The sequence below is a fragment of the uncultured Phenylobacterium sp. genome (assembly GCF_902826855.1).
Classification (GTDB): Bacteria; Pseudomonadota; Alphaproteobacteria; order Caulobacterales; family Caulobacteraceae; genus Phenylobacterium.
Genome location: NZ_CADEGK010000001.1, coordinates 50,825 through 69,426, shown reverse-complemented (window position 1 = coordinate 69,426; position 18,602 = coordinate 50,825). Strand labels below are relative to the sequence as shown.

At 69.6% G+C, this 18,602-nt stretch carries 11 protein-coding genes and 1 pseudogene (1 of these 12 cut by a window edge); 5 read left to right on the top strand and 7 right to left on the bottom strand.

Features of this window, described 5'->3' with window-relative positions; genetic code table 11:
• Positions 1–83: 83 nt before the first annotated feature.
• Together QZV94_RS00330 and QZV94_RS00325 are read left to right on the top strand one after the other, a co-directional pair.
• The gene (locus tag QZV94_RS00330) at positions 84–1,679 is read left to right on the top strand and encodes an amidase (RefSeq protein WP_293675797.1); all 1,596 of its coding nucleotides are present in this window, start codon (positions 84–86) and stop codon (positions 1,677–1,679) included.
• Between the two features lie 204 nt (positions 1,680–1,883).
• On the top strand, positions 1,884–3,098 hold the full coding sequence (locus QZV94_RS00325; RefSeq protein WP_293675796.1) for a glycosyltransferase: 1,215 nt from the start codon (positions 1,884–1,886) through the stop codon (positions 3,096–3,098).
• Positions 3,099–3,114: 16 nt separating this feature from the next.
• Here the strand turns inward: QZV94_RS00325 and QZV94_RS00320 are convergent, their stop codons facing one another.
• From QZV94_RS00320 to QZV94_RS00305, 4 genes are all read right to left on the bottom strand, one after another.
• Positions 3,115–4,191, bottom strand: coding sequence for a choice-of-anchor A family protein (locus tag QZV94_RS00320; RefSeq protein ID WP_293675795.1), 1,077 nt, complete (start codon positions 4,189–4,191; stop codon positions 3,115–3,117).
• A 49-nt stretch (positions 4,192–4,240) separates the two neighbouring features.
• The gene (locus QZV94_RS00315) at positions 4,241–5,476 is read right to left on the bottom strand and encodes an acyl-CoA dehydrogenase family protein (RefSeq protein WP_293675794.1); all 1,236 of its coding nucleotides are present in this window, start codon (positions 5,474–5,476) and stop codon (positions 4,241–4,243) included.
• Complete coding sequence (locus QZV94_RS00310; protein ID WP_293675793.1) at positions 5,476–6,588, bottom strand: acyl-CoA dehydrogenase family protein; 1,113 nt, start codon at positions 6,586–6,588, stop codon at positions 5,476–5,478. The genes QZV94_RS00315 and QZV94_RS00310 overlap by 1 nt, the downstream gene beginning before the upstream one ends.
• Before the next feature lie 125 nt (positions 6,589–6,713).
• A complete protein-coding gene (locus tag QZV94_RS00305; protein WP_293675792.1) occupies positions 6,714–8,780 on the bottom strand; it encodes a PQQ-binding-like beta-propeller repeat protein in 2,067 nt (688 codons plus the stop codon).
• Between the two features lie 146 nt (positions 8,781–8,926).
• Here QZV94_RS00305 and pepN point away from each other — a divergent pair, with 146 nt between their 5' ends.
• On the top strand, positions 8,927–11,542 hold the full coding sequence (pepN, locus tag QZV94_RS00300) for an aminopeptidase N (protein ID WP_293675791.1): 2,616 nt from the start codon (positions 8,927–8,929) through the stop codon (positions 11,540–11,542).
• 94 nt (positions 11,543–11,636) lie between these two features.
• Positions 11,637–13,490 (top strand): ATP-binding protein, encoded by a 1,854-nt coding sequence (locus tag QZV94_RS00295; RefSeq protein WP_293675790.1) that lies wholly within the window; start codon positions 11,637–11,639, stop codon positions 13,488–13,490.
• A gap of 106 nt (positions 13,491–13,596) precedes the next feature.
• Here QZV94_RS00295 and QZV94_RS00290 read toward each other — a convergent pair whose 3' ends face one another.
• Positions 13,597–16,479, bottom strand: coding sequence for a bifunctional [glutamine synthetase] adenylyltransferase/[glutamine synthetase]-adenylyl-L-tyrosine phosphorylase (locus QZV94_RS00290; RefSeq protein ID WP_293675789.1), 2,883 nt, complete (start codon positions 16,477–16,479; stop codon positions 13,597–13,599).
• 57 nt (positions 16,480–16,536) lie between these two features.
• Between QZV94_RS00290 and QZV94_RS00285 the strand changes: the two genes are divergently transcribed.
• Complete coding sequence (locus tag QZV94_RS00285) at positions 16,537–16,776, top strand: hypothetical protein (protein WP_293675788.1); 240 nt, start codon at positions 16,537–16,539, stop codon at positions 16,774–16,776.
• Here QZV94_RS00285 and QZV94_RS00280 read toward each other — a convergent pair.
• Positions 16,773–18,173, bottom strand: coding sequence for a HAMP domain-containing sensor histidine kinase (locus tag QZV94_RS00280; RefSeq protein WP_293675816.1), 1,401 nt, complete (start codon positions 18,171–18,173; stop codon positions 16,773–16,775). The two genes, QZV94_RS00285 and QZV94_RS00280, sit on opposite strands and share 4 nt — an antisense overlap.
• Before the next feature lie 18 nt (positions 18,174–18,191).
• A pseudogene (locus QZV94_RS00275) lies at positions 18,192–18,602 on the bottom strand (response regulator transcription factor); it runs 247 nt beyond the window's last position.

Here is an 18,602-nt window from a genome sequence, read left to right as displayed (position 1 = left end):
CTGTTCACGATGCGCCTGGTGTCTCCTTGCGGCGCTCAAGGCAGCGCCGCATCCTGTTCCGACGGTGGGTCGGGGGTGGCAGCATGTCGAGGATGATCGCAGCGGTGGTCGCGGCCGTGGCCGCGGCCGCGGGTGGCGCGAACGCCCAGACGCTCAGCCCTTACGCCTCGGCCGGCGAGCAGCAGGCGGCCATGACCGACGGCCGGGTAACCTCCGAACAGCTGGTCGCTGCATACCTGCAGCGCATCGAGCGCATCGACCGGGCCGGGCCGAAGCTGAATTCGGTCATCGTACTGAACCGCCACGCCCTGGCTGACGCCAGGAAGCTCGACGCCGAGCGTAGGGCCGGGAAGATCCGCGGGCCGCTGCATGGCGTCACGATACTGCTCAAGGACAATATCGAGACCACCGACGGCGGCGCCACCACCGCCGGGTCCCTGGCGCTGGCCGCCAATGTGCCCCAGCGCGACGCTCCCCTCGTGACACGCCTGACCGACGCCGGAGCGGTCGTCCTGGGCAAGGCCAACCTCTCCGAATGGGCCAATTTCCGCTCGACCCGCTCGATCAGCGGCTGGAGCGCGGTCGGCGGGCTGGTGCGCAATCCCTATGGGTTGGACCGAACGGCCTGCGGCTCCTCGGCGGGCTCCGGCGCCGCAGTGGCTGCCGGACTGGCGGCCCTGGCGATCGGCACCGAGACCAACGGCTCGATCGCCTGTCCGGCCGCGATCAACGGCGTGGTCGGCCTCAAGCCCACGGTGGGCCTGGTCTCGCGCACCCACATCGTACCCCTTTCGCCGGAACAGGACACTGCCGGGCCCATGACCCGCACGGTCGCCGACGCGGCGGCCGTGCTCTCCGTCATCGCCGGAACCGATCCGTTCGACCCGGCCACACGCGACGCCGACACCCACAAGTCCAACTACCTGGCCGCGCTCGACCGCGGCGCGCTGAAGGGCGCGCGCATCGGGGTCTGGGCTCCCAACAAGGGCCGATCGCCGCCGGCCGACGCCGTCTTCGAGGCCGCGCTGCAAGCCCTCCGGACCCAGGGCGCCGTTCTGATCGACGTCCACGGTCCGGACGCAGCGACGATGGCCCGGATCAGCGCCCTCGAGAGCGACTGTCTTCGGACCGAATTCAAGGCCGCGCTGAACGCCTATCTGGCCACGACGCCGGCGGTTGTGAGGGCAAGGACGCTCGACGAGCTAATCGCCTTCAACAAGGCCGAGCCGCGCGAGCTGGCGCTGTTCGGCCAGGAGATCTTCGAGGAGGCGGCCAGGCATCCTCCGATCACCGACGCCGGCTATCTGGCCAAGCGGAACGAGGCGCGCAAACTGGCCCGCGGCGCCCTGGACAAGATGCTGGGCGAGAACCGGCTGGACTCCATCGTGGTCACCGGGAATGCCCCGGCCGCGATCGTCGACCCGGTCTACGGCGCCCGCTTCTTCGGCCCCTCCACCACGCTGCCCGCCGTCTCCGGCTATCCGCACCTGGTGGTTCCGGCAGGCAACGTCTCGGGCCTTCCGATGGCGATCTCGTTCTACGGGTCGGCGTGGTCGGAGGCGAAACTCCTGGCCTACGGCTACGCCTTCGAGCAGGCGACCATGGCGCGGCGGGAGCCGGAGTTCCTTCCGAACGTCGCCGCCCGGCCCGAGTTCGCCCGCGCCTACGACCCACGTTGAGCGGCGCAACCTTGACCGCGCCCGCGGGTTACCGCTCGAACTAGGTCGTTGTCCGGAGAGCGTCATGAGAATCGGCGAGTCTTGCGCAGCTGGTTCGTCGTGGTCTTGAAAGCGCCGCCTTAGACCCCGACATCCCCGCAACGGCCGTCCTGACGGCCACGTTCTACGGACTGTACAGCTCAGCGAACGGAGACCGGGCCCCTCGTGTTCGACGCCAACGCCCCCATCCACGACAACACCATCCGCCTCGATGCGGCGACCACGTCGGCCCTGGCCACGCCCCGCGAGGCTTTCCACCTGATCGACACCACCATGATGTGGGCGCCTCAGTCCGGCGGGGTGAAGCGCTACCTGTCCGCCAAGCGGGCGTGGCTGGCCAAGCGGCGTCCCGACGTGCGCCATACCCTAGTGGTCCCAGGCGCGCGCACCCGCGTCGATGGGGACGGCGTGGTCACGGTCTCGGCGACCCGCCTGCCCTTCGGCAACGGCTACCGCATGCCCGCCAGTCCGGCGAAATGGGAGACGGTGCTGCGGCTTCTGGAGCCCGACATCATCGAGGCCGGCGACATCTTCGTGCCCGGCCATGCGGCCCTCGAGGCCGGTGAGGCCGCCGGCGTCCCGGTGGTGGGCTTCTGCCATACCGACGCCGCGGCGCTGGCGGCCCTGCACTTCGGCGAGTGGGCCCAGGCGCCGACCTTCAGCTTCTGGGCCCAGGCCTACAAGCGTTTCGACCACGTGGTGGCCCCCAGCCGGCACATGGCTGCGCGTCTCGCGGACGCCGGCGTCCACCGCCTCTCCATCCAGCAGTTGGGCGTCGACACCCAGCTTTTCCGCCCCGATCGCGGCGACCGCGACCGGCTGATCAGGAAGCTGGGCGTGCCTACCGACACCCGTCTACTGGTCTTCGCCGGGCGCCCCGCGCGCGAGAAGAACATCGACTCCATGGTCGCCGCCGTCGAGCGGCTCGGAGCGCCCTACAAGCTGTTGCTGGTCGGCGCCGGCAAGGATCAGATCTGGTCGCCCAATGTCATCAGCCTGGACTTCGAGCGGGACCCTGTCCGCCTGGCCGCGCTCCTGGCCTCCTGCGACGCGGCCCTGCACGCGAATGAGAACGAGATCTTCGGGCTGTTCGTCCTGGAGGCCATGGCCGCCGGCCTGCCGGTGATCGGCTCACGCCGTGGCGGCGTCGGAGAACTGATCGACGCCTCGGTGGGCCAGCCCGCCGACAACGTCGAACCCGGCGGGCTCGCCGAGGCTATCGAGGCGCTGTTCGACCGCGACGTCGCCGCCCTGTCGCAAGCGGCGCGCCGGCGCGCCGAGACCCGCCATGGCTGGGACGCCACCTTCGAGGCGCTGACCCGCCTCTACGGCCAGCTGGTCGCCGGGCGCGCCCACCCGCAACTGGCGCTGAGCGCCTGAACGGCGGGCGTTCGGGTTAGACCGCCAAGGCGGCGCGCCGGCGGCGGAGCACCGCCCCGACGGCGCCGAAGCCGAGGATCAACATCGTCCACACTCCGGGTTCCGGAACGGCGTTTTGCACACTCTCCGCCGCACTGATGGCGGGACGCAGCAGCGCGCCCTGGTAGCCCCCGCCCGAGAAACTCATGGCGCCCTTGAAGTCGCCGACGATCAGGTCGCCGCCGATGGTTCCGCCGTTGACCCCTGTAAAGGTCGCGTTCGGCGCGAGGATTGAGCCACTGAGTGAAAGGCTGCCGGCGGTGATCGTGGTCGCCTGGGAGAAGTTCCAGAGGATGTTGGGCGCGTCGTAGAAGTTCAGGCCGCCATGCAGGTTGACCTCGTCGCCGGTGACGTTGATCAGCACCTGCGAGCCGGACGCGATACTGGTGGAGCCGAACGAGCGCGCGGATGACAGCGTCGCCGCGCTGATCGTGAAGACATTCAGGCCGCTATCCAGCCCCGTCAGCCTGAGGCTATTCCCCTGCACCTGAACCGTACCGTTTGCGGTCAGGCCGGCGAGCGTGGCGCTGAGGTTGGTGAGGCGCAGGTTCTCGACGTCGAAGTCGACCGGCAGCGACGACACCCCGGTCGTTATCGGAAGGTACGCCGGCGCGGTCTTGGTCCCGCCCACCAGAGCGCCGCCGTTGATCGACCCGCCGTTCAGGTAGATGAGATCGCCGCCCACCACTAGGCTGCCCGGCAGGTCTGCCGTGGCGCCGCCTATGCTGGTGCTGGTGAAGGTCGCATTGCCCCCCACCGCGACGCGCCGGCTGATGTTGTTGCCGTTCAGATCAAGGTCGCGCAGCACGTAGAGCTGGAAATCCTCGGCCGTCTGAGCCGCGACGGCCGGCGCGGCGCTCGCCGCCAGTATCCCGATGGCGGCAAGGACCAAGAACGGACGCATACTGAGTCTCCTGACGCGCAGCCGACCAGCACCGACCGACAGTCGAATACGGCCAAGCTCACGCGAGGGATGCGCATAGGGCAGGCGCGGACGCGAAGCGCCTACCCATATCGTCGCACCCCGGGGTTGAGCGTCCTGCGCCGGACGCAACCGACCCGTTCGTCAGCCAGCGCACGAGGTCTGGCGACGCTGGAGCATTCTAACGCCCGGTCGGCAGGTCCTTGAAGGCCACGTCCTTGTCGACGCGGATATCGCCCGGCAGGCCCAGGACCCGCTCGGCGATGATGTTCTTCAGGATCTCGTCGGTGCCCCCGGCGATCCGCAGGCCCGGCGAGCTCATCAGCGCGGCGTGGAAAGCGCCTTTCAGAGGGGAGAGGGCCGGGTCGCTGATGATCCCGTACTGGTCCAGCATCTCGACTGCGGTGTTGCCCACGTCCTGCAGCAGAAGCGCCGACACCACCTTGCCGATCGAGCTCTCGGGCCCGGGCGTCTGGCCGCGGCTAAGGGCGGTCATGGTGCGGTTGCGGGTGTGCTTCAGGCCCTCGGTCTGCACGTACCAGTCGGCGAGCTTCTCGCGGATCACCTGGTCCTTCAGCACCGGTGCGCCGTCGGGGCCGGCGATGCTGCGCGCCGCCTCCAGGAACTCCGCCCAGCCCGCGCCGGAGGGGCCACCCACGGCCAGGCGTTCGTTCATCAGGGTCACGAGGCTGACCTTCCAACCGTCGTTGATCGCGCCCAGTCGCTGGCTGTCGGGGACGCGGACGTTGGTGAAGAACACCTCGTTGAAGCCGGACCCGCCCGACATCTGGTGGATCGGTCGCACCTCAATCCCCGGGTCGCTCATGTCGACCCAGAACATCGTCAGGCCCTTGTGCTTGGGCGCGTCGGGCTCGGTGCGGCAGATGACGATGCCGAAGCTCGAGAACTGCGCCCCCGTCGTCCACACCTTCTGGCCCGAGATGATCCAGTCGCCGGAACCGTCGTCGGCCCGCACCGCCTTGGTCCGCGCCGCCGCCACGTCCGACCCGCCCGAGGGCTCGGAGAACAGCTGGCACCAGATCTCCTCGCCGCGCAGGGCGGGACCCACAAAGCGCTTCTTGGTCTCGTCGTCGGCGAAGGCCATCACCGTCGGCACGCACATCCCCAGGCCGATGGCGAAGGGGTTCGGCGGGACGGGGAACTTCCCTTCCTCGGCGTTGAAGATCACCTGCTGCACGGGCGTGCCGCCGGCGCCGCCCCATTCCTTGGGCCAGGTGATCTGGGCGTAGCCGGCGGCCGCCTTCTCGGCCTGCCAGGCCTTCGAGGCGGCCATGGTGTCCTTGGTGCCGCCTTCCAGGTCGTCGCCGCCGACGCTCTCACGCGGCGCGTTCTGCTCCAGCCAGGCGCGGGCCTTGGCGCGGTAGGCGGCTTCTTCGGGGGTGTCGTTGAAGTCCATCAGGCTGCATTCCTGCGTTCGAGGTGGCTCACGAGCCGTTCCTTCCAGACCCGCGGGGCGCCGGCCACCAGGGCCAGCTGCCGCGAGCGGCGGTAGAAGAGGTGGGCGTCGACCTCCCAGGTGAAACCGATGCCGCCGTGGGTCTGGATGTTCTCCTTGGCGGCGAACCAGTAGGCCTCGCTGGCCGCGATGCGCGCCGCCGAGGCCGCCACCGGCAGCTCCGGCGCATTGGTGTTGAGCGCCCAGGCCCCGTAATAGGCATTGGACCGGGCCAGCTCGTTCTTGACGTAGATGTCGGCCAGCTTGTGCTTGATCGCTTGGTAGGAGGCGATGACGCGGCCGAAGGCGTAGCGCTCGAGGGCATAGGCCTTGGCCATCTCCAGGCAGCGGTCGGCGCCGCCAGTCTGCTCGAAGGCCAGCAGCACCGCGGCCCGGTCGGTGACCTGCTCCAGGAGTGCGAAGCCCTCGCCCGCCGCGCCCAGCCGCTCGGCGCTGGCGCCGGAGAAGGTCAGGCGTGCGGCGTCGCGGGTCGGGTCGAGCGTCTGCAGCGGCTCACGCTTCACCCCGCCGCCCAGTTCGACCAGGAACAGGCCCGGCTGGCCGTTCTCCTTGGCCAGCACCAGGGCGTGGGTGGCGATGTCGCCATCGGTCACGGGCAGCTTGGTCCCCGTCAGCTTCCCGCCGGACACGCTGGCCTGCAGGTTCGCGGCGCTCACCGTGCCGGGGCCCTCGGAGGTGGCGACGCAGCCGACCACCTCGCCGGCTGCGATCTTCGGCAGCAGCGCCGCCTTCTGTGCATCGCTGCCGGCCAGCATCACCGCCTCGGCCAGGAAGTAGACCGTCGAGGCGAACGGGATCGGCGCCACCGCCCGGCCCAGCTCCTCGGCGATCACGCAGAGCTCAAGGTGGCCCAGGCCCAGGCCGCCGTGCTCCTCGGGGATCGCCGCGCCCAGCCAGCCCTGCTCGGCCACGGCCTTCCACAGCTTCTCGTCGAACGCCTTCTTGTCGTCGTCCAGCACCTTGCGCACGGCGGCGGTGGAGCAGTTGGCCTCGAGGAACCTACGGGCCTCGCCCGCCAGGTGCTTCTGGTCGTCGGAGAAGTCGAAATTCATGGCCCATGCCGGCGTCAGCGCCGGTCCCGCGTTTCACTCGCCCTCACCATGGCGCGGCGACGCAGCGGAAGGAAAGCCGGACCTCGCGTGGGTGCGCCTCCGGTGCGGCTGCACCTAGACGCCGTTCAATCTGCGGCTTTCACCCCCGCGGCGTTCGGCAGAGCAAACACCATCACCGCGGGTTCGCCCTTGGGAACCTCGACCGTCACGCCGCGCGCCTTGCGGAACGCCTGGTAGCGACGGGTCATGTCGTTGATGTGGAAATTCCGCATCCCGACGACCACGGCCACATACTGCGTCTTGCCGACGCTGTAGCTGATGACGCTGGAGCTGGCGTAGTTGTCCAGCGGCGCACGCCACAGCACCTTGCCGTCGCGGTCGTCGAAGGCGACCAGCGCAGGGTCCACGTCGCCGGCGAAGAGGACGCCGCCGGCCGTGGCCAGCACGGAGGTGGAGATCGGCGCCACCAGATCCTGGCGCCAGCCCAGCTTGCCGCCCTTCAGGTCCATGGCCTGCAGGCGGCCCATCTTGCCGCTCGCCGCGGCGTCCGGATGGTCGGCAGGGGTCAGCCCTACGCCGGAGCTGAGGAGCGCGAAGCCACCGGAGGGCGGACCGAAGTTCAGGCACCACATGGTCAGCGGCGCATAGAGCTGCTCGGTCCGCGGATTGACGCTGGTCGACGGCCAGTTTCGCGCGCCCGTCGCATTGGGGCAGATCAGCGTCGACTTCGTCTTGTCCGGCCACCGCTGCGGATCGGTGGTCTTGGCCCCGGTCTTCGGGTCGATGGCTGAGATTACGTTCTGCGACCCCGGATCGATCGAGAACAGATAGGCGCCAGTTGCCGCGTCCAGCGCTTCGAGGATGCCCATCTTGCCGATGTTCATCACCACGCGGCGGGGCCGGCCGCCCACCTTGAGCGTCGCCAGCTGCCGCTCGAACACCCAGTCGAGGTCCCACTGGTCATTGGCCAGGTGCTGGTAGTGCCAGACCAGCTTACCGGTGTCGGGGTTCAGCGCGATGGTGCTGTCGGTGTAGAGCGCATCGCTGGTGACGCCCGCCGCGCCCGACGGCTTCATGAGCGGGGCGGTGTCGTAGGTCTGACCCACACCGTAATAGACCAGGTTCAGGTCGCGGTCGTAGGTGCCTTGCTGCCAGACCGAACCGCCGCTGCGCTTCTCCAGCGGCATGCCGTTCCAGCTGTTACCGCCAGGCTCGGTCGGGCGGGCGATGGTGTGGAACCGCCACAGTTCGCGACCCGTGGCCATGTCGAGGCCAACGATGAAGCCGCCCCCGGGCGCGCCACTGCCGACGACGCCCTGGATCACCTTGTCACCCACGACCAGGGGCGCGCTGCGCAGGTTGAAGGGTCTGCGGTTGGGCGCGGGAGGGCCGATCGCGATTTCGTGGTTCCAGACCTGCTCGCCGGTCTTCGCGTCAAGGGCGATGACGTGCAGGTCGGAGGTGGGCACGAACACCCGCCCGCCGGCGATCGCGAGCCCCATCTTCTGGCTCGACGGGACGGATGGCTTGTAGGCGCGCCGCCACAGGACCCTTCCGGTCGTCGCGTCCAGCGCCAGCAACGTGTCGGGGCTGGTCTGCAGGAACATCACGCCGTCGTGGACCAGCGGCGTGGGCATGCTGGGGCCGCCCTGGATCGGGCGGCGCCACGCCGGCGCCAGGGATTTCACATTGCCGCGGTCGATGCGCGTCAGCGGGCTGAAGTTCTGTCCGTCGTATGTGCGGCCCCAGTGCAGCCAGTCACCCGGAGGCGGGTCCCTCAGCATGGCTGTCGACACCGGCCGGCTCTTGGCGAGTAGCGCCGCCGCAGCTGGATCAGGCTTCTCGTCGGGAGCGGCGGGCGCGGCCGCAGCCATGCGCAGGCCACCCTCCCCGATCGGCGCGGCGCGGCCCGTGAGGAAACTGGCGAGGTCGACGATCTGGGCCGGAGTCAAGCTGGCGGCCATCGGTTTCATGACCCCGCTGGTCAGGGACGCGACGATCTCCTGGTTGCTCATGGCCCGCAGCTCCGCGCGGCCGGGCGCGCGCGGGATCGCCGGCTCGTGGCAGGCCTTGCAGTTGGCCGCGAACAGCGCCTCGCCATGGCCCGTCGGCTGGGCCAGGGCACTTCCGGAAACCCCGATCGCCAGCAGGAAGCCCGCGACTGCGGCGACCACCGTCTCGTGCAGTTTCATGATCAGTCCCCCCGGCTGTCCGTGCGTACGCGGCGCGCGGCGTGATTTTTCACCGTACACAAACAAGGAAATGTTGGCGCCGTATTGCAAGGCTGTCGCCACGGCAGCGGCCTTGGCGCCGCCCCACTCCGGGCCTAGATGGCGGCATGCGAACCGAGACCCCCCAGCCGATCCGGCTCTCCGAATATCGCCCGCCCGCATTCCTGATCGATGAGGTCCACCTAACCTTCCTGCTCGAGCCCAACACCACACGGGTGAAAGCGAGGCTGGCGGTCCGCCGCAACGGCGAGCACACGGACCCATTGGTGTTCAACGGCGAGCGCCTGAAACCGATCTCGGTGGCCATCGACGGCCGGACATTGAGCGAGGCCGAACGCGTCATCGACGGCGAGTTCCTGACACTCCCCGACTGTCCCGACACCTTCTCGCTGGAGACCGAGGTCGAGATCGACCCCGCGAACAACAAGGCCCTGGAAGGGCTCTACATGTCCGGCGGCCGGTTCTGCACCCAGTGCGAGGCCGAGGGTTTCCGCCGCATCACCTACTGGCCGGACAGGCCGGACGTGCTCTCGCGTTTCACGGTGCGCGTCGAAGCGGCCAAGGCGTTCCGCCACCTGCTGGCCAACGGCAACCTGATCGAGACGGGCGACCTGCCCGGCGGTCGCCACTTCGCTGTCTGGAACGACCCCTTCCCGACGCCCTGCTACCTGTTTGCGCTCGTGGCCGGTGAGCTGGACGTCCTGGCCGACACATTCACGACCATGAGCGGCCGGGTCGTCGACCTGAAGATCTACGTCGACCCCGGCATGGCTGCCCGCGCCAGCTACGCCATGGACGCGCTCAAGCGTTCGATGAAGTGGGACGAGGAGGCCTATGGCCGCGAATACGACCTCGACCTGTTCATGATCGTCGCCGTGCGCGACTTCAACTTCGGAGCCATGGAGAACAAGGGGCTGAACGTCTTCAACTCTTCGCTCCTGCTGGCCGACCCGGCCACCGCCACCGACGTGGACTACGAGCGCATCGAGGCTGTCATCGCCCACGAGTATTTCCACAACTGGACCGGCAACCGCATCACCTGCCGCGACTGGTTCCAGCTGTGCCTGAAGGAGGGCCTGACGGTGTTCCGCGAGCAGGGCTTCTGCGCCGACATGCGCGGGGCCGCCGTGGCGCGAATCAAGGCGGTGAAGGCGCTGCGCATGCGGCAATTCGCCGAGGACCAGGGCCCGCTGGCTCATCCGGTGCGGCCCGGCAGCTTCGTGAAGATCGAGAACTTCTACACCGCCACGATCTACGAGAAGGGCTCCGAGGTCATCGGCATGCTCAAGACCCTGATCGGGCCCGAGGCCTTCCGGGCGGGCATGGATCTCTACTTCGACCGCCACGACGGCGAGGCCACCACCGTCGAGGCCTTCATCCAGTGCTTTGCGGAGGCTTCGGGCAAGGACCTGACGCAGTTCTTCGCCTGGTACGAACAGGCCGGCACGCCGCGCGTCGGCCTGAGCGGTCTCTATGACGAGGCGGGCCGCACCCTCGAACTGACCCTGACCCAGTCCAACCCGCCCACCAATGGCCAGGCCGAGAATCGCCCGGTGCCCATCCCTATCACGGTCGGTCTGCTGGACCCCGAGGGTCGAACCCTGGCCTTCGAACGCGATGGGACGGCGGTGGACGAGACCGTGGTCGTCCTCGACGCTGCTGAGACCAAGGTCACCCTGACCGGCGTCGACGCCCCGCCGGTCATCTCCGCCCTGCGTGGCTTCTCCGCTCCCGTGGTGCTCACAACCGACGCCGAACCCAAGGACCGCTACCTGCAGCTGGCGTCCGACCCTGACCTTTTCAACCGGTGGGAGTCCGGCCAGGAACTGGCCGCCGACCTGATCCTCGCCCGAGCCGCAGGCCGGCCCAACGAGGTGGGCGAGGAGCGCTATGCCGAGGCGGTCGGACGCGCGCTGAACGACCAGGCCTCCGACAACGCCTTCAAGGCGCTGCTACTGGCCTTGCCGGCCGAGACCGACCTCGCCCTGCTTCGCAGCCCCGTCGACCCCGCCGCCCTGCACGCAGCCCGCGACGCGCTGCGCCTGCGCCTGGCCCTGCACCTGAACGCCGAGCTGCGCCGGCTGCATACCGGCCTGCAGGACCTGGGCGAGTTCTCGCCGGACGCCGCCGGAGCGGGGCGCCGCGCCCTGCGCAACGCCGCCCTTGAGCTGATGGCCGCCAACCCCCGCCAGGACGTCGCCGACATCGCGCTGGGCCACTTCAACGCCGCAGCCAATATGACCGACGCCATCGGCGGCCTGACCGCGCTGATGCTGATCGGAGGCTCGGCTTACGATGACGCCCTGGCCGACTTCTACGACCGCTGGAAAGACGAGCCGCTGGTGGTCGACAAGTGGTTCTCCCTACAGGCGCGCGACGCCTCGGAGGAGGCTCTGGGGCGGGTCATGGCGCTCACCGCCCACCCCGCCTTCGACGTGCAGAACCCCAACCGCCTGCGCGCCGTCGTCTCCAGTTTCGCCAATTTCAACCCCGCGCGCTTCCATGACGAAAGTGGCGCCGGCTACCGCTTCCTGGCCGACCAGATCATCGCTGTGGACCGCTTCAATCCCATGACCGCAGCCAGGCTGGTGGACCCTCTGGGCGGCTGGCGGCGCCTCAGGCCGGAACTGGGCGCCCTGATGCGGGCAGAGTTGGAGCGTATTGTCGCGATCGAGGGTCTCTCGAAGAACGTTTACGAATTGGCGACCCGCGCGCTCTCCTGATGCGTCCATTAACCCACGCGACGATGTGGGCCGGATCAGCTTAGACTCCGCGTTGGACCGGGAATCCGGCGTGGGGGGTGAAGGAGCGGCGGCCTTGGCCGAACGCGGGGGACGAGGTGTGTCGGGCGTGACGCCGGAGCGGCGTAGCCGCGACCGCTTGCCTGCGACTCCGCGCCAGTCCCGGCACGGCATCCTCGCCGTTCTCGTCCTCCTGGGCCTTTTCGCCGTGCTGGGCATGGCCCGCCTCAGCCAGGTGCCCGGCGGCTCCGAACTGGCCCTCTGGGTCATCGTCCCGGTAATCGCGGCGTTCTCGCTCGGCGCGCTGCTACTCCTGGAGATGCGTCGGGTCGATCGGGTGCAGGCGGCCCGCTCGGATTCCGAACAGCGCTTCCGTACCGCCGTCGAGGCGGCGCGCTGCGGCATCTGGGAATGGGACCTCGCCGCCGACAAGATCTTCATGTCCGAGGTCACCGCCTCGCTGTTCGGCTGGCGCGCCGGCGAGGTGGAGGGCCAGCAGGTGCTCGATCGTGTCGCCGCCGGCCACCGCGACGACATGCGCGAGGCGCTTTCCACCGCCGCCATCTACGGTGACTTCGACGTCTCCTTCCGGGTGCCGCCGCTGGCCGGCGCGCGGCCGGTGTGGATCGACTTCCGCGGCCGCGGCTTCGGCGAGGCGCCGGAGGGCGGCTTCGCCCGGATCATCGGCGTGGCGCTCGACGTCACTGAGGAACGCCTCGCCCAGGCTCGCGCCCAATCCGCGGAGAGCCGGCTGCGCGACGCCATCGAGAGCACCTCCGAGGCCTTCATCCTGTGGGACCGCAACGGCCGCATGGTGATGTGCAACAAGAACTTCCGCAGCTACTTCCAGCTCGACGCGGAACTTCTGAAGGCCGGCGTCGGCCGCGAGCAGGTGGAACGCGCCGCTCGCCTGGCGATCCGCCAGGAGTACCCCGCCCCCGGCGGCCGCCGCGGCGTGCGCGAGGCGGAGCTTTCCGACGGCCGCTGGGTGCAGATCTCGGAGCGCCCGACCGCCGAGGCCGGCCTCGTGGTCACGGCCGCCGATATCACGGTGCTGAAGACCCAGGAGGAAGCCCGCCGGATCAAGGAGGAGGAACTCCGCCGCGCTGTGGGCAACCTGGAACAGAGCCAGGAGCAGCTGTCGGAACTGGCCCGCAAGTACGAGGCAGAGAAGATCCGCGCCGAGGGCGCAAGCCAGGCCAAGAGCGAGTTCCTGGCCAACATGAGCCACGAGCTGCGCACCCCCCTCAACGCCATCAACGGCTTCTCCGAGATCATGGCCGCCGAGATGTACGGCCCCGTCGGCGACGCGCGCTATCGCGACTACGCCCAGGACATCCTCTCGTCAGGCCAGCACCTCCTGAACCTGATCAACGACATCCTCGACATGTCCAAGATCGAGGCTGGCAAGATGCAGATGCGCTTCGAACCCGTGTGCCTGGAGGAGATTGCCGAGGAGGCCCTGCGCCTCGTCCGCAACCGAGCCGAATCCGCGGGGCTGGCGCTGATCCTCGACTTCACCGACCTGCCGGAGGTTGAGGCAGACCACCGGGCGGTGAAGCAGGTGCTGCTGAACCTGCTGTCCAACGCCATCAAGTTCACCCCTCGGGGCGGCCGGGTCAGCGTCCGGGCGGAGCGGCGCGACGATCAACTGGGCGAGCGGGTTCGGATCAGCGTGGTCGACACCGGTATCGGTATTTCGGCCCAGGATCTCGAGCGGCTGGCGCGGCCGTTCGAGCAGGTCGAGAGCCAGCACTCCAAGACCACCCAGGGCTCAGGCCTCGGGCTCGCGCTGACCAAGTCCCTGGTGGAAATGCATGGCGGCCTCCTGGACCTGAAGAGCGCGCCCGGCCAGGGCACCACCGCCAGCTTCGCCCTGCCGGTGCGCCAGAGCGCGCCGGTAGCCGTCTCGGGAGCGGCCGCCGCCTAGGCCCTGGAGGTTCGCCGCTTCGTCTCGGGGACGCCCACGGGCATGGGTGTGCTTCAAGGCCTGCACGGCGCGCGCCGAAGTCCGTCGCACCCGCGGCGACCTCCGCTCAGCCCTTCACCACCGTCGCATACGCCGCACGGGCCGCGGCCTGCACCTCCGCCAGCCGGGCCTTGAGGGCCTTGAACGTCTTCACCCCTCCGGCGCGCGCCAGCAACGCCTGGAAGGCCTTGGGCTCCTGCTCAGGTTCGGGTGCGTCGCCCAGGGCCACCTTCAGCAGCTGGGTCAGGTCCTGCTGCAATCGCCAGGCGTCCGAAAGCGCGGCCAACGGCTCCGGGGCGGCCAGCTTCGCGTCGCCCAGTGAGGCAAGCGCTTCGGCGGTGTTGGGCCGCAGCGGTCCGCCCTCGGCGGCGTGGGCCAGTTGCAGGAACTGCGCGGCAAATTCCACGTCCACAAGGCCCCCGGGCGACAGCTTCAGGTCCCACGCTCCCTTCGGCGGCCGTTCCTCCTCCAGGAGCTGGCGCATCTCGCGCACGTCCTTGGCGGTGGCCTTGCGATTGCGCGGCCGGCGCAGCGCCACCTCGATGCCCGCCGTTGCGTCCCGAGCGAAGCGCTCTGACGTGGCCCATACGATGCGCGCGCGGGTGAGCGCCAGGAGCTCCCAGGTCTCCGCCTCGCCCTGGTAGTAGTGGTCGAAGGCCGGAAAGCTCACCGCGACCGGCCCCTTGGTGCCGGACGGGCGCAGCTGCATGTCCACCTCGTAGAGCTGGCCCTCGGCGGTGGGGCTCGACAGCGCCGCGATCAGCCGCTGGGTGAAGCGTCCGTAGAAGGTCGAGGCGTCCCAGCCCTTCAGCTCGGAAACAGATCCATCGCCGGCGCGGTACAGGGTCATCAGGTCCAGGTCCGACGTGGCGCTCATCTCCCGCGAGCCGCACTTGCCCAGCGCCACCACCGCCACGTCGCCCGCGAAGGCCCCGCCCAGCCGCTCGGCCTCGGCCAGGGCCGCCGGCGCGAGCACCTCGATGCAGAGATCGGCCAGGTCGGCGAAGGCCCGCCCGGCCACCTCGGCGCTGGCGCCGCCGCTCATCACCTGCACGCCCACCCGGAAGGCCTGTTCGCGGTGCAGACGGCGCACCACGTCCATGGCCGCCTCGAAGCCATCGGCCCTGGCCACCGCGCGCGCCATGTCGGCGCGCTCCAGGGAGATCTCGATGGGAGAGAAGAAGTGCGGGTCCAGCATGGCGTCGATCGCCTCGGGACGCCGCCCCAGCGTGGCGGCCAGGTGTGGGGCGAACGCCAGCACCTGCACCACCAGTTCGAACAGCTTCGGCTGCGCCAGGAACAGCGACTGCAGCTGCACCCCGCCGGACAACCCCCCGAAGAAGTCGGTGAAGCGGCTGAAGGCGGTTTCCGGCGCGCCGGTGGCCTGGGCCGCCTCCAGAAGGCGCGGCGCCAGGCGGGTGAACAGCTCGCGGCCTCGCTCCGTGCGGGTTGCGGCCACGTGGCCGTGGTGCCAGCCGCGGATCGCCTGGGAAACACGCTGCGGGTTCGAGAACCCCATCCGTACGAGGGTGGCCAGGGTTTCCGGATCGTCGTCGACGCCGGTGAACACCAGGCTCCCGAACCGCGACGACAGCGGCTCCTCCTCGGCGAAGAGCTCGCCGTAGCGGGCGTTCACGGCCTTCAGCGTGCTGGTGATCGCCGCGTCGAAACTGCGCAGTGGGGCGTGGCCACAGAGCGCGGCCACACGCCTACGGTCCGCATCTGCCTCTGGCAGCCGATGGGTCTGCTCGTCGTCCAGCATCTGGATGCGGTGCTCGACGCCACGCAGGAACACATAGGCCCGCGCGAGTTCGGCGGCGGTGGCGTGCGCCACGTGACCGGCCGCGGCCAGGGCCTGCAGGGCGTCCAGGGTCCGGTTGCTGCGCAGCTCCGGATGGCGGCCGCCCAGGATCAGTTGCTGGGTCTGCACGTAGAACTCGATCTCGCGGATCCCGCCGCGGCCCAGCTTCAGGTCGACCCCCTTGGCCGAGACCCGCTCGTCGACCTTGTGGGCGTGGATCTGGCGCTTGATCGAGTGGATGTCGGCAATCGCGGCGAAGTCGAGGTTCTTGCGCCAGATGTAGGGCTGCAGTTCGCCCAGGAAGTCCTGGGCGCGCGTCAGGTCGCCGGCGCAGGCGCGGGCCTTGATGAAAGCCGCCCGTTCCCAGTTCTGGCCGACGCTCTCGTAGTACTCGAGCGCCGCCGCCACGGGGATGGCCGGCGGCGTCGACGAAGGGTCCGGCCGCAGCCGCAGGTCCATGCGGAAGACATAGCCATCGGCGGTCTTCAGCTGCATCAGCTCCGACACCCGCTGAGTCAGCCGCACCGCGAAGGCCAGGGGCTCCACCCCCTCGGCCACGGGCAGGGCGTCGGGTTCGAAGAACACCGAGACATCGATGTCGCTGGAATAGTTCAGCTCGAAGGCGCCCTGCTTGCCCATGGCGATACAGAACCAGCCGGGGACCGGCCCTGCATCGCCTTCGCCCAGGCCGATGAGGCGGCCCGCCTCGAGTTCGCCCCGGGCCGCAGCGCACAGCGCCGCCTGCAGCGCCGCGTCGGCGAAGCGGGTGAGCGCGCCAGTGACCTGGTCCAGGTCCCAGACCCCGCCCAGGTCGGCCAGCGCCGTGAGCAGGTGCAGCTCCTGCTTCAGCAGTCGAAGGGGCGCCTCCGCCGCATCCGGCAACAGGGCCGCCACTGCCGCCGTGCGCGCGAGGATCTCCTCCAGCCGAGTCTCCGGCTCAGCCTCCAGCAGCTCCGCCAGCCGCCGCGGATCGCGCCGCGCCAGGCTGGCCAGATAGGGCGAAGCCCCAAACACCGGCGCCAGCGCCGGCCAGGCGGTCTCCAGCGCGGGCGTCCACACCGCCTCTGAAACCACCCGGCGCAGTCGCTCCGCCGCCTTGGCGTCGAGGACCGGGCCACAAGGCGACAGGCGCACGGCGATTACCGACATTTAAGCCGACCCACCCCGGCAGATCCTCCCATGATCGCACCAGACGTCGGAGGGCGCATGGGGATCGCGCGGCTGGCCAGGCTCGATCCCACGGCGCGGGGCGCCGACGCCGCCGTGCTCGCGACCCGCCCGGCTATCGGCGGCTTCCTCGTCTGGGGCGTCTGGGACAACATCACCAGCGCCGAGCATATGCGAAAGTTCGCGACCTTCCTGAAGCAAGTTGGCTTTTCGCACCCCGAAGTGCTCGCGTCGCTCGACGTCGGCGTCCAGTTGGTCTGCGGCGTGCGGCGGGGCTAGGGCCGCGGCAGGATGAACGCCACGCGCAACCCGGGCCCCATTTCGCCGACCTTGCCCGGTCCCTCGGACAGCTCCAGGCGCCCGCCGTGCGCCTCGGCCACCGCCGCCACCAGCGAGAGCCCCAGGCCTGCGCCAGGCTCGTTGCGGCTGTTCTCGAGGCGCACGAAGCGCTGGATGACACGCTCGCGATCTTCCTCAGGCACGCCGGGGCCGGTGTCGGTGACCGAGTACTCCACCTCGCCGGACGAGCGGCGACGCACCCGCAGCATGATGGCGCCGCCGCTGGGCGTGTATTTCACGGCGTTGTCGAGGAGGTTCGCCACGGCCTGTGCCAAGAACTCGCGGTTTCCGCGGACGCTCAGGTCCCTGGTTATCTCGGCGGAGAAATCGATCTCCTTGTCCTCGCAGACCGGCTCGTAGAGCTCGGCCATGTCCTCGCCCAGCTCGGCGGGGTCGAACACGACAGGATTGGGCGCCTCGCCCGCCGCCTGCAGGCGGGCGATGGACAGCACCGCGCCGAAGGTCTTCAGCACCCCGTCGGTGTCGACGATCGCCTGGGCCAGCGCCTCCTCGGCGTCGCCCTTGCCGGCTTCGACGTCGATGTAGGCGGCCTCCAGCCGGGCGCGCAGGCGCGTCAGCGGGGAGCGCAGGTCATGGGCGATGGCGTCGCCGGCGTGCTTGTGGCCGGCCATGGAGCGTTCCAGCCGGTCCAGCATGTCGTTGACCCCCTGGGCCAGCTCGTCGAACTCGTCTCGGGCGCCACGGACCCGCGCGCGCACGCCCTGCTCGCCGTTCCTGACCCGCTCCACCACGTCGATCAGGTTGACCATGGTGCGCGAGACGTTGCGGCTGACCAGCACCCCGCCGCCCAGCCCCAGCAGCACCACCAGGAGGCCCGCGGCCTGGAGAGCTCGGACAATCTGGGCCACGTAGGCCTCGTCCTCCCCGGCATCGGCGCCGACGAACAGGATCTCGCCGCCGGAGAGCTGAACCTGGCGGCCGCGAGCCGGGTGCTTGACCTCTCTGCCCATGGCGTCGACGTCGGTGACCTGGAAGGTGGCCTCCTTGGGCTGACCGGTGAAGTTCTCCACCGGGCTCTCCTCGATGGAGCCCGAAATGCGCCGCCCGTCCTTGGTCAGGAGGAGGTAGAGGAACGGCTTCTCGCTGGCCGCCCGCTCGATCAGGGACTGGTTCACCGCGTCGATCCCGGCGCGGCTGTAGACGTCCACCAGGCTGCGCATCTCTCGCCGGATTTCCTGGTCCGTCCGCCGCGTCGCCTCGCCGGCGGTGGCGATGTAGATGTAGGCGAGGAATGCCGAAGCGGCGCTGGCGAACAGCGCCAGGAACAACAACGTCAGCCGGAACGGCGTAGTGCGGAGAATGCGCGGCAGGCGCATGGCCATGCCCGCGGCCCCTTAGGCGTCGAGCCGGTAGCCCGCGCCGCGCACGGTCTGCAGCATCGGGCGGTCGAACCCCTTGTCGATCTTCGAGCGCAGGCGCGAGATGTGCACGTCGATGACGTTGGTCTGCGGATCGAAGTGGTAGTGCCAGACCTTCTCCAGCAGCATGGTCCGGGTTACCGACTGGCCGGCGTGGCGCATCATGAATTCCAGCAGCTGGAACTCGCGCGGCTGCAGGTCGATGTCCTTGCCCGCGCGATGGACCGTGCGGGCGATGAGGTCCATTTCCAGCTCGCCGACCTTCAGCAGCGTCTGCACCGAGCCGGTCTCGCGCCGCCGCGCCAGGGCCTCGATGCGGGCGATCAGCTCGGCGAAGGCGTAGGGCTTGACCAGGTAGTCGGCAGCGCCGGCCTGCAGGCCGTCGAC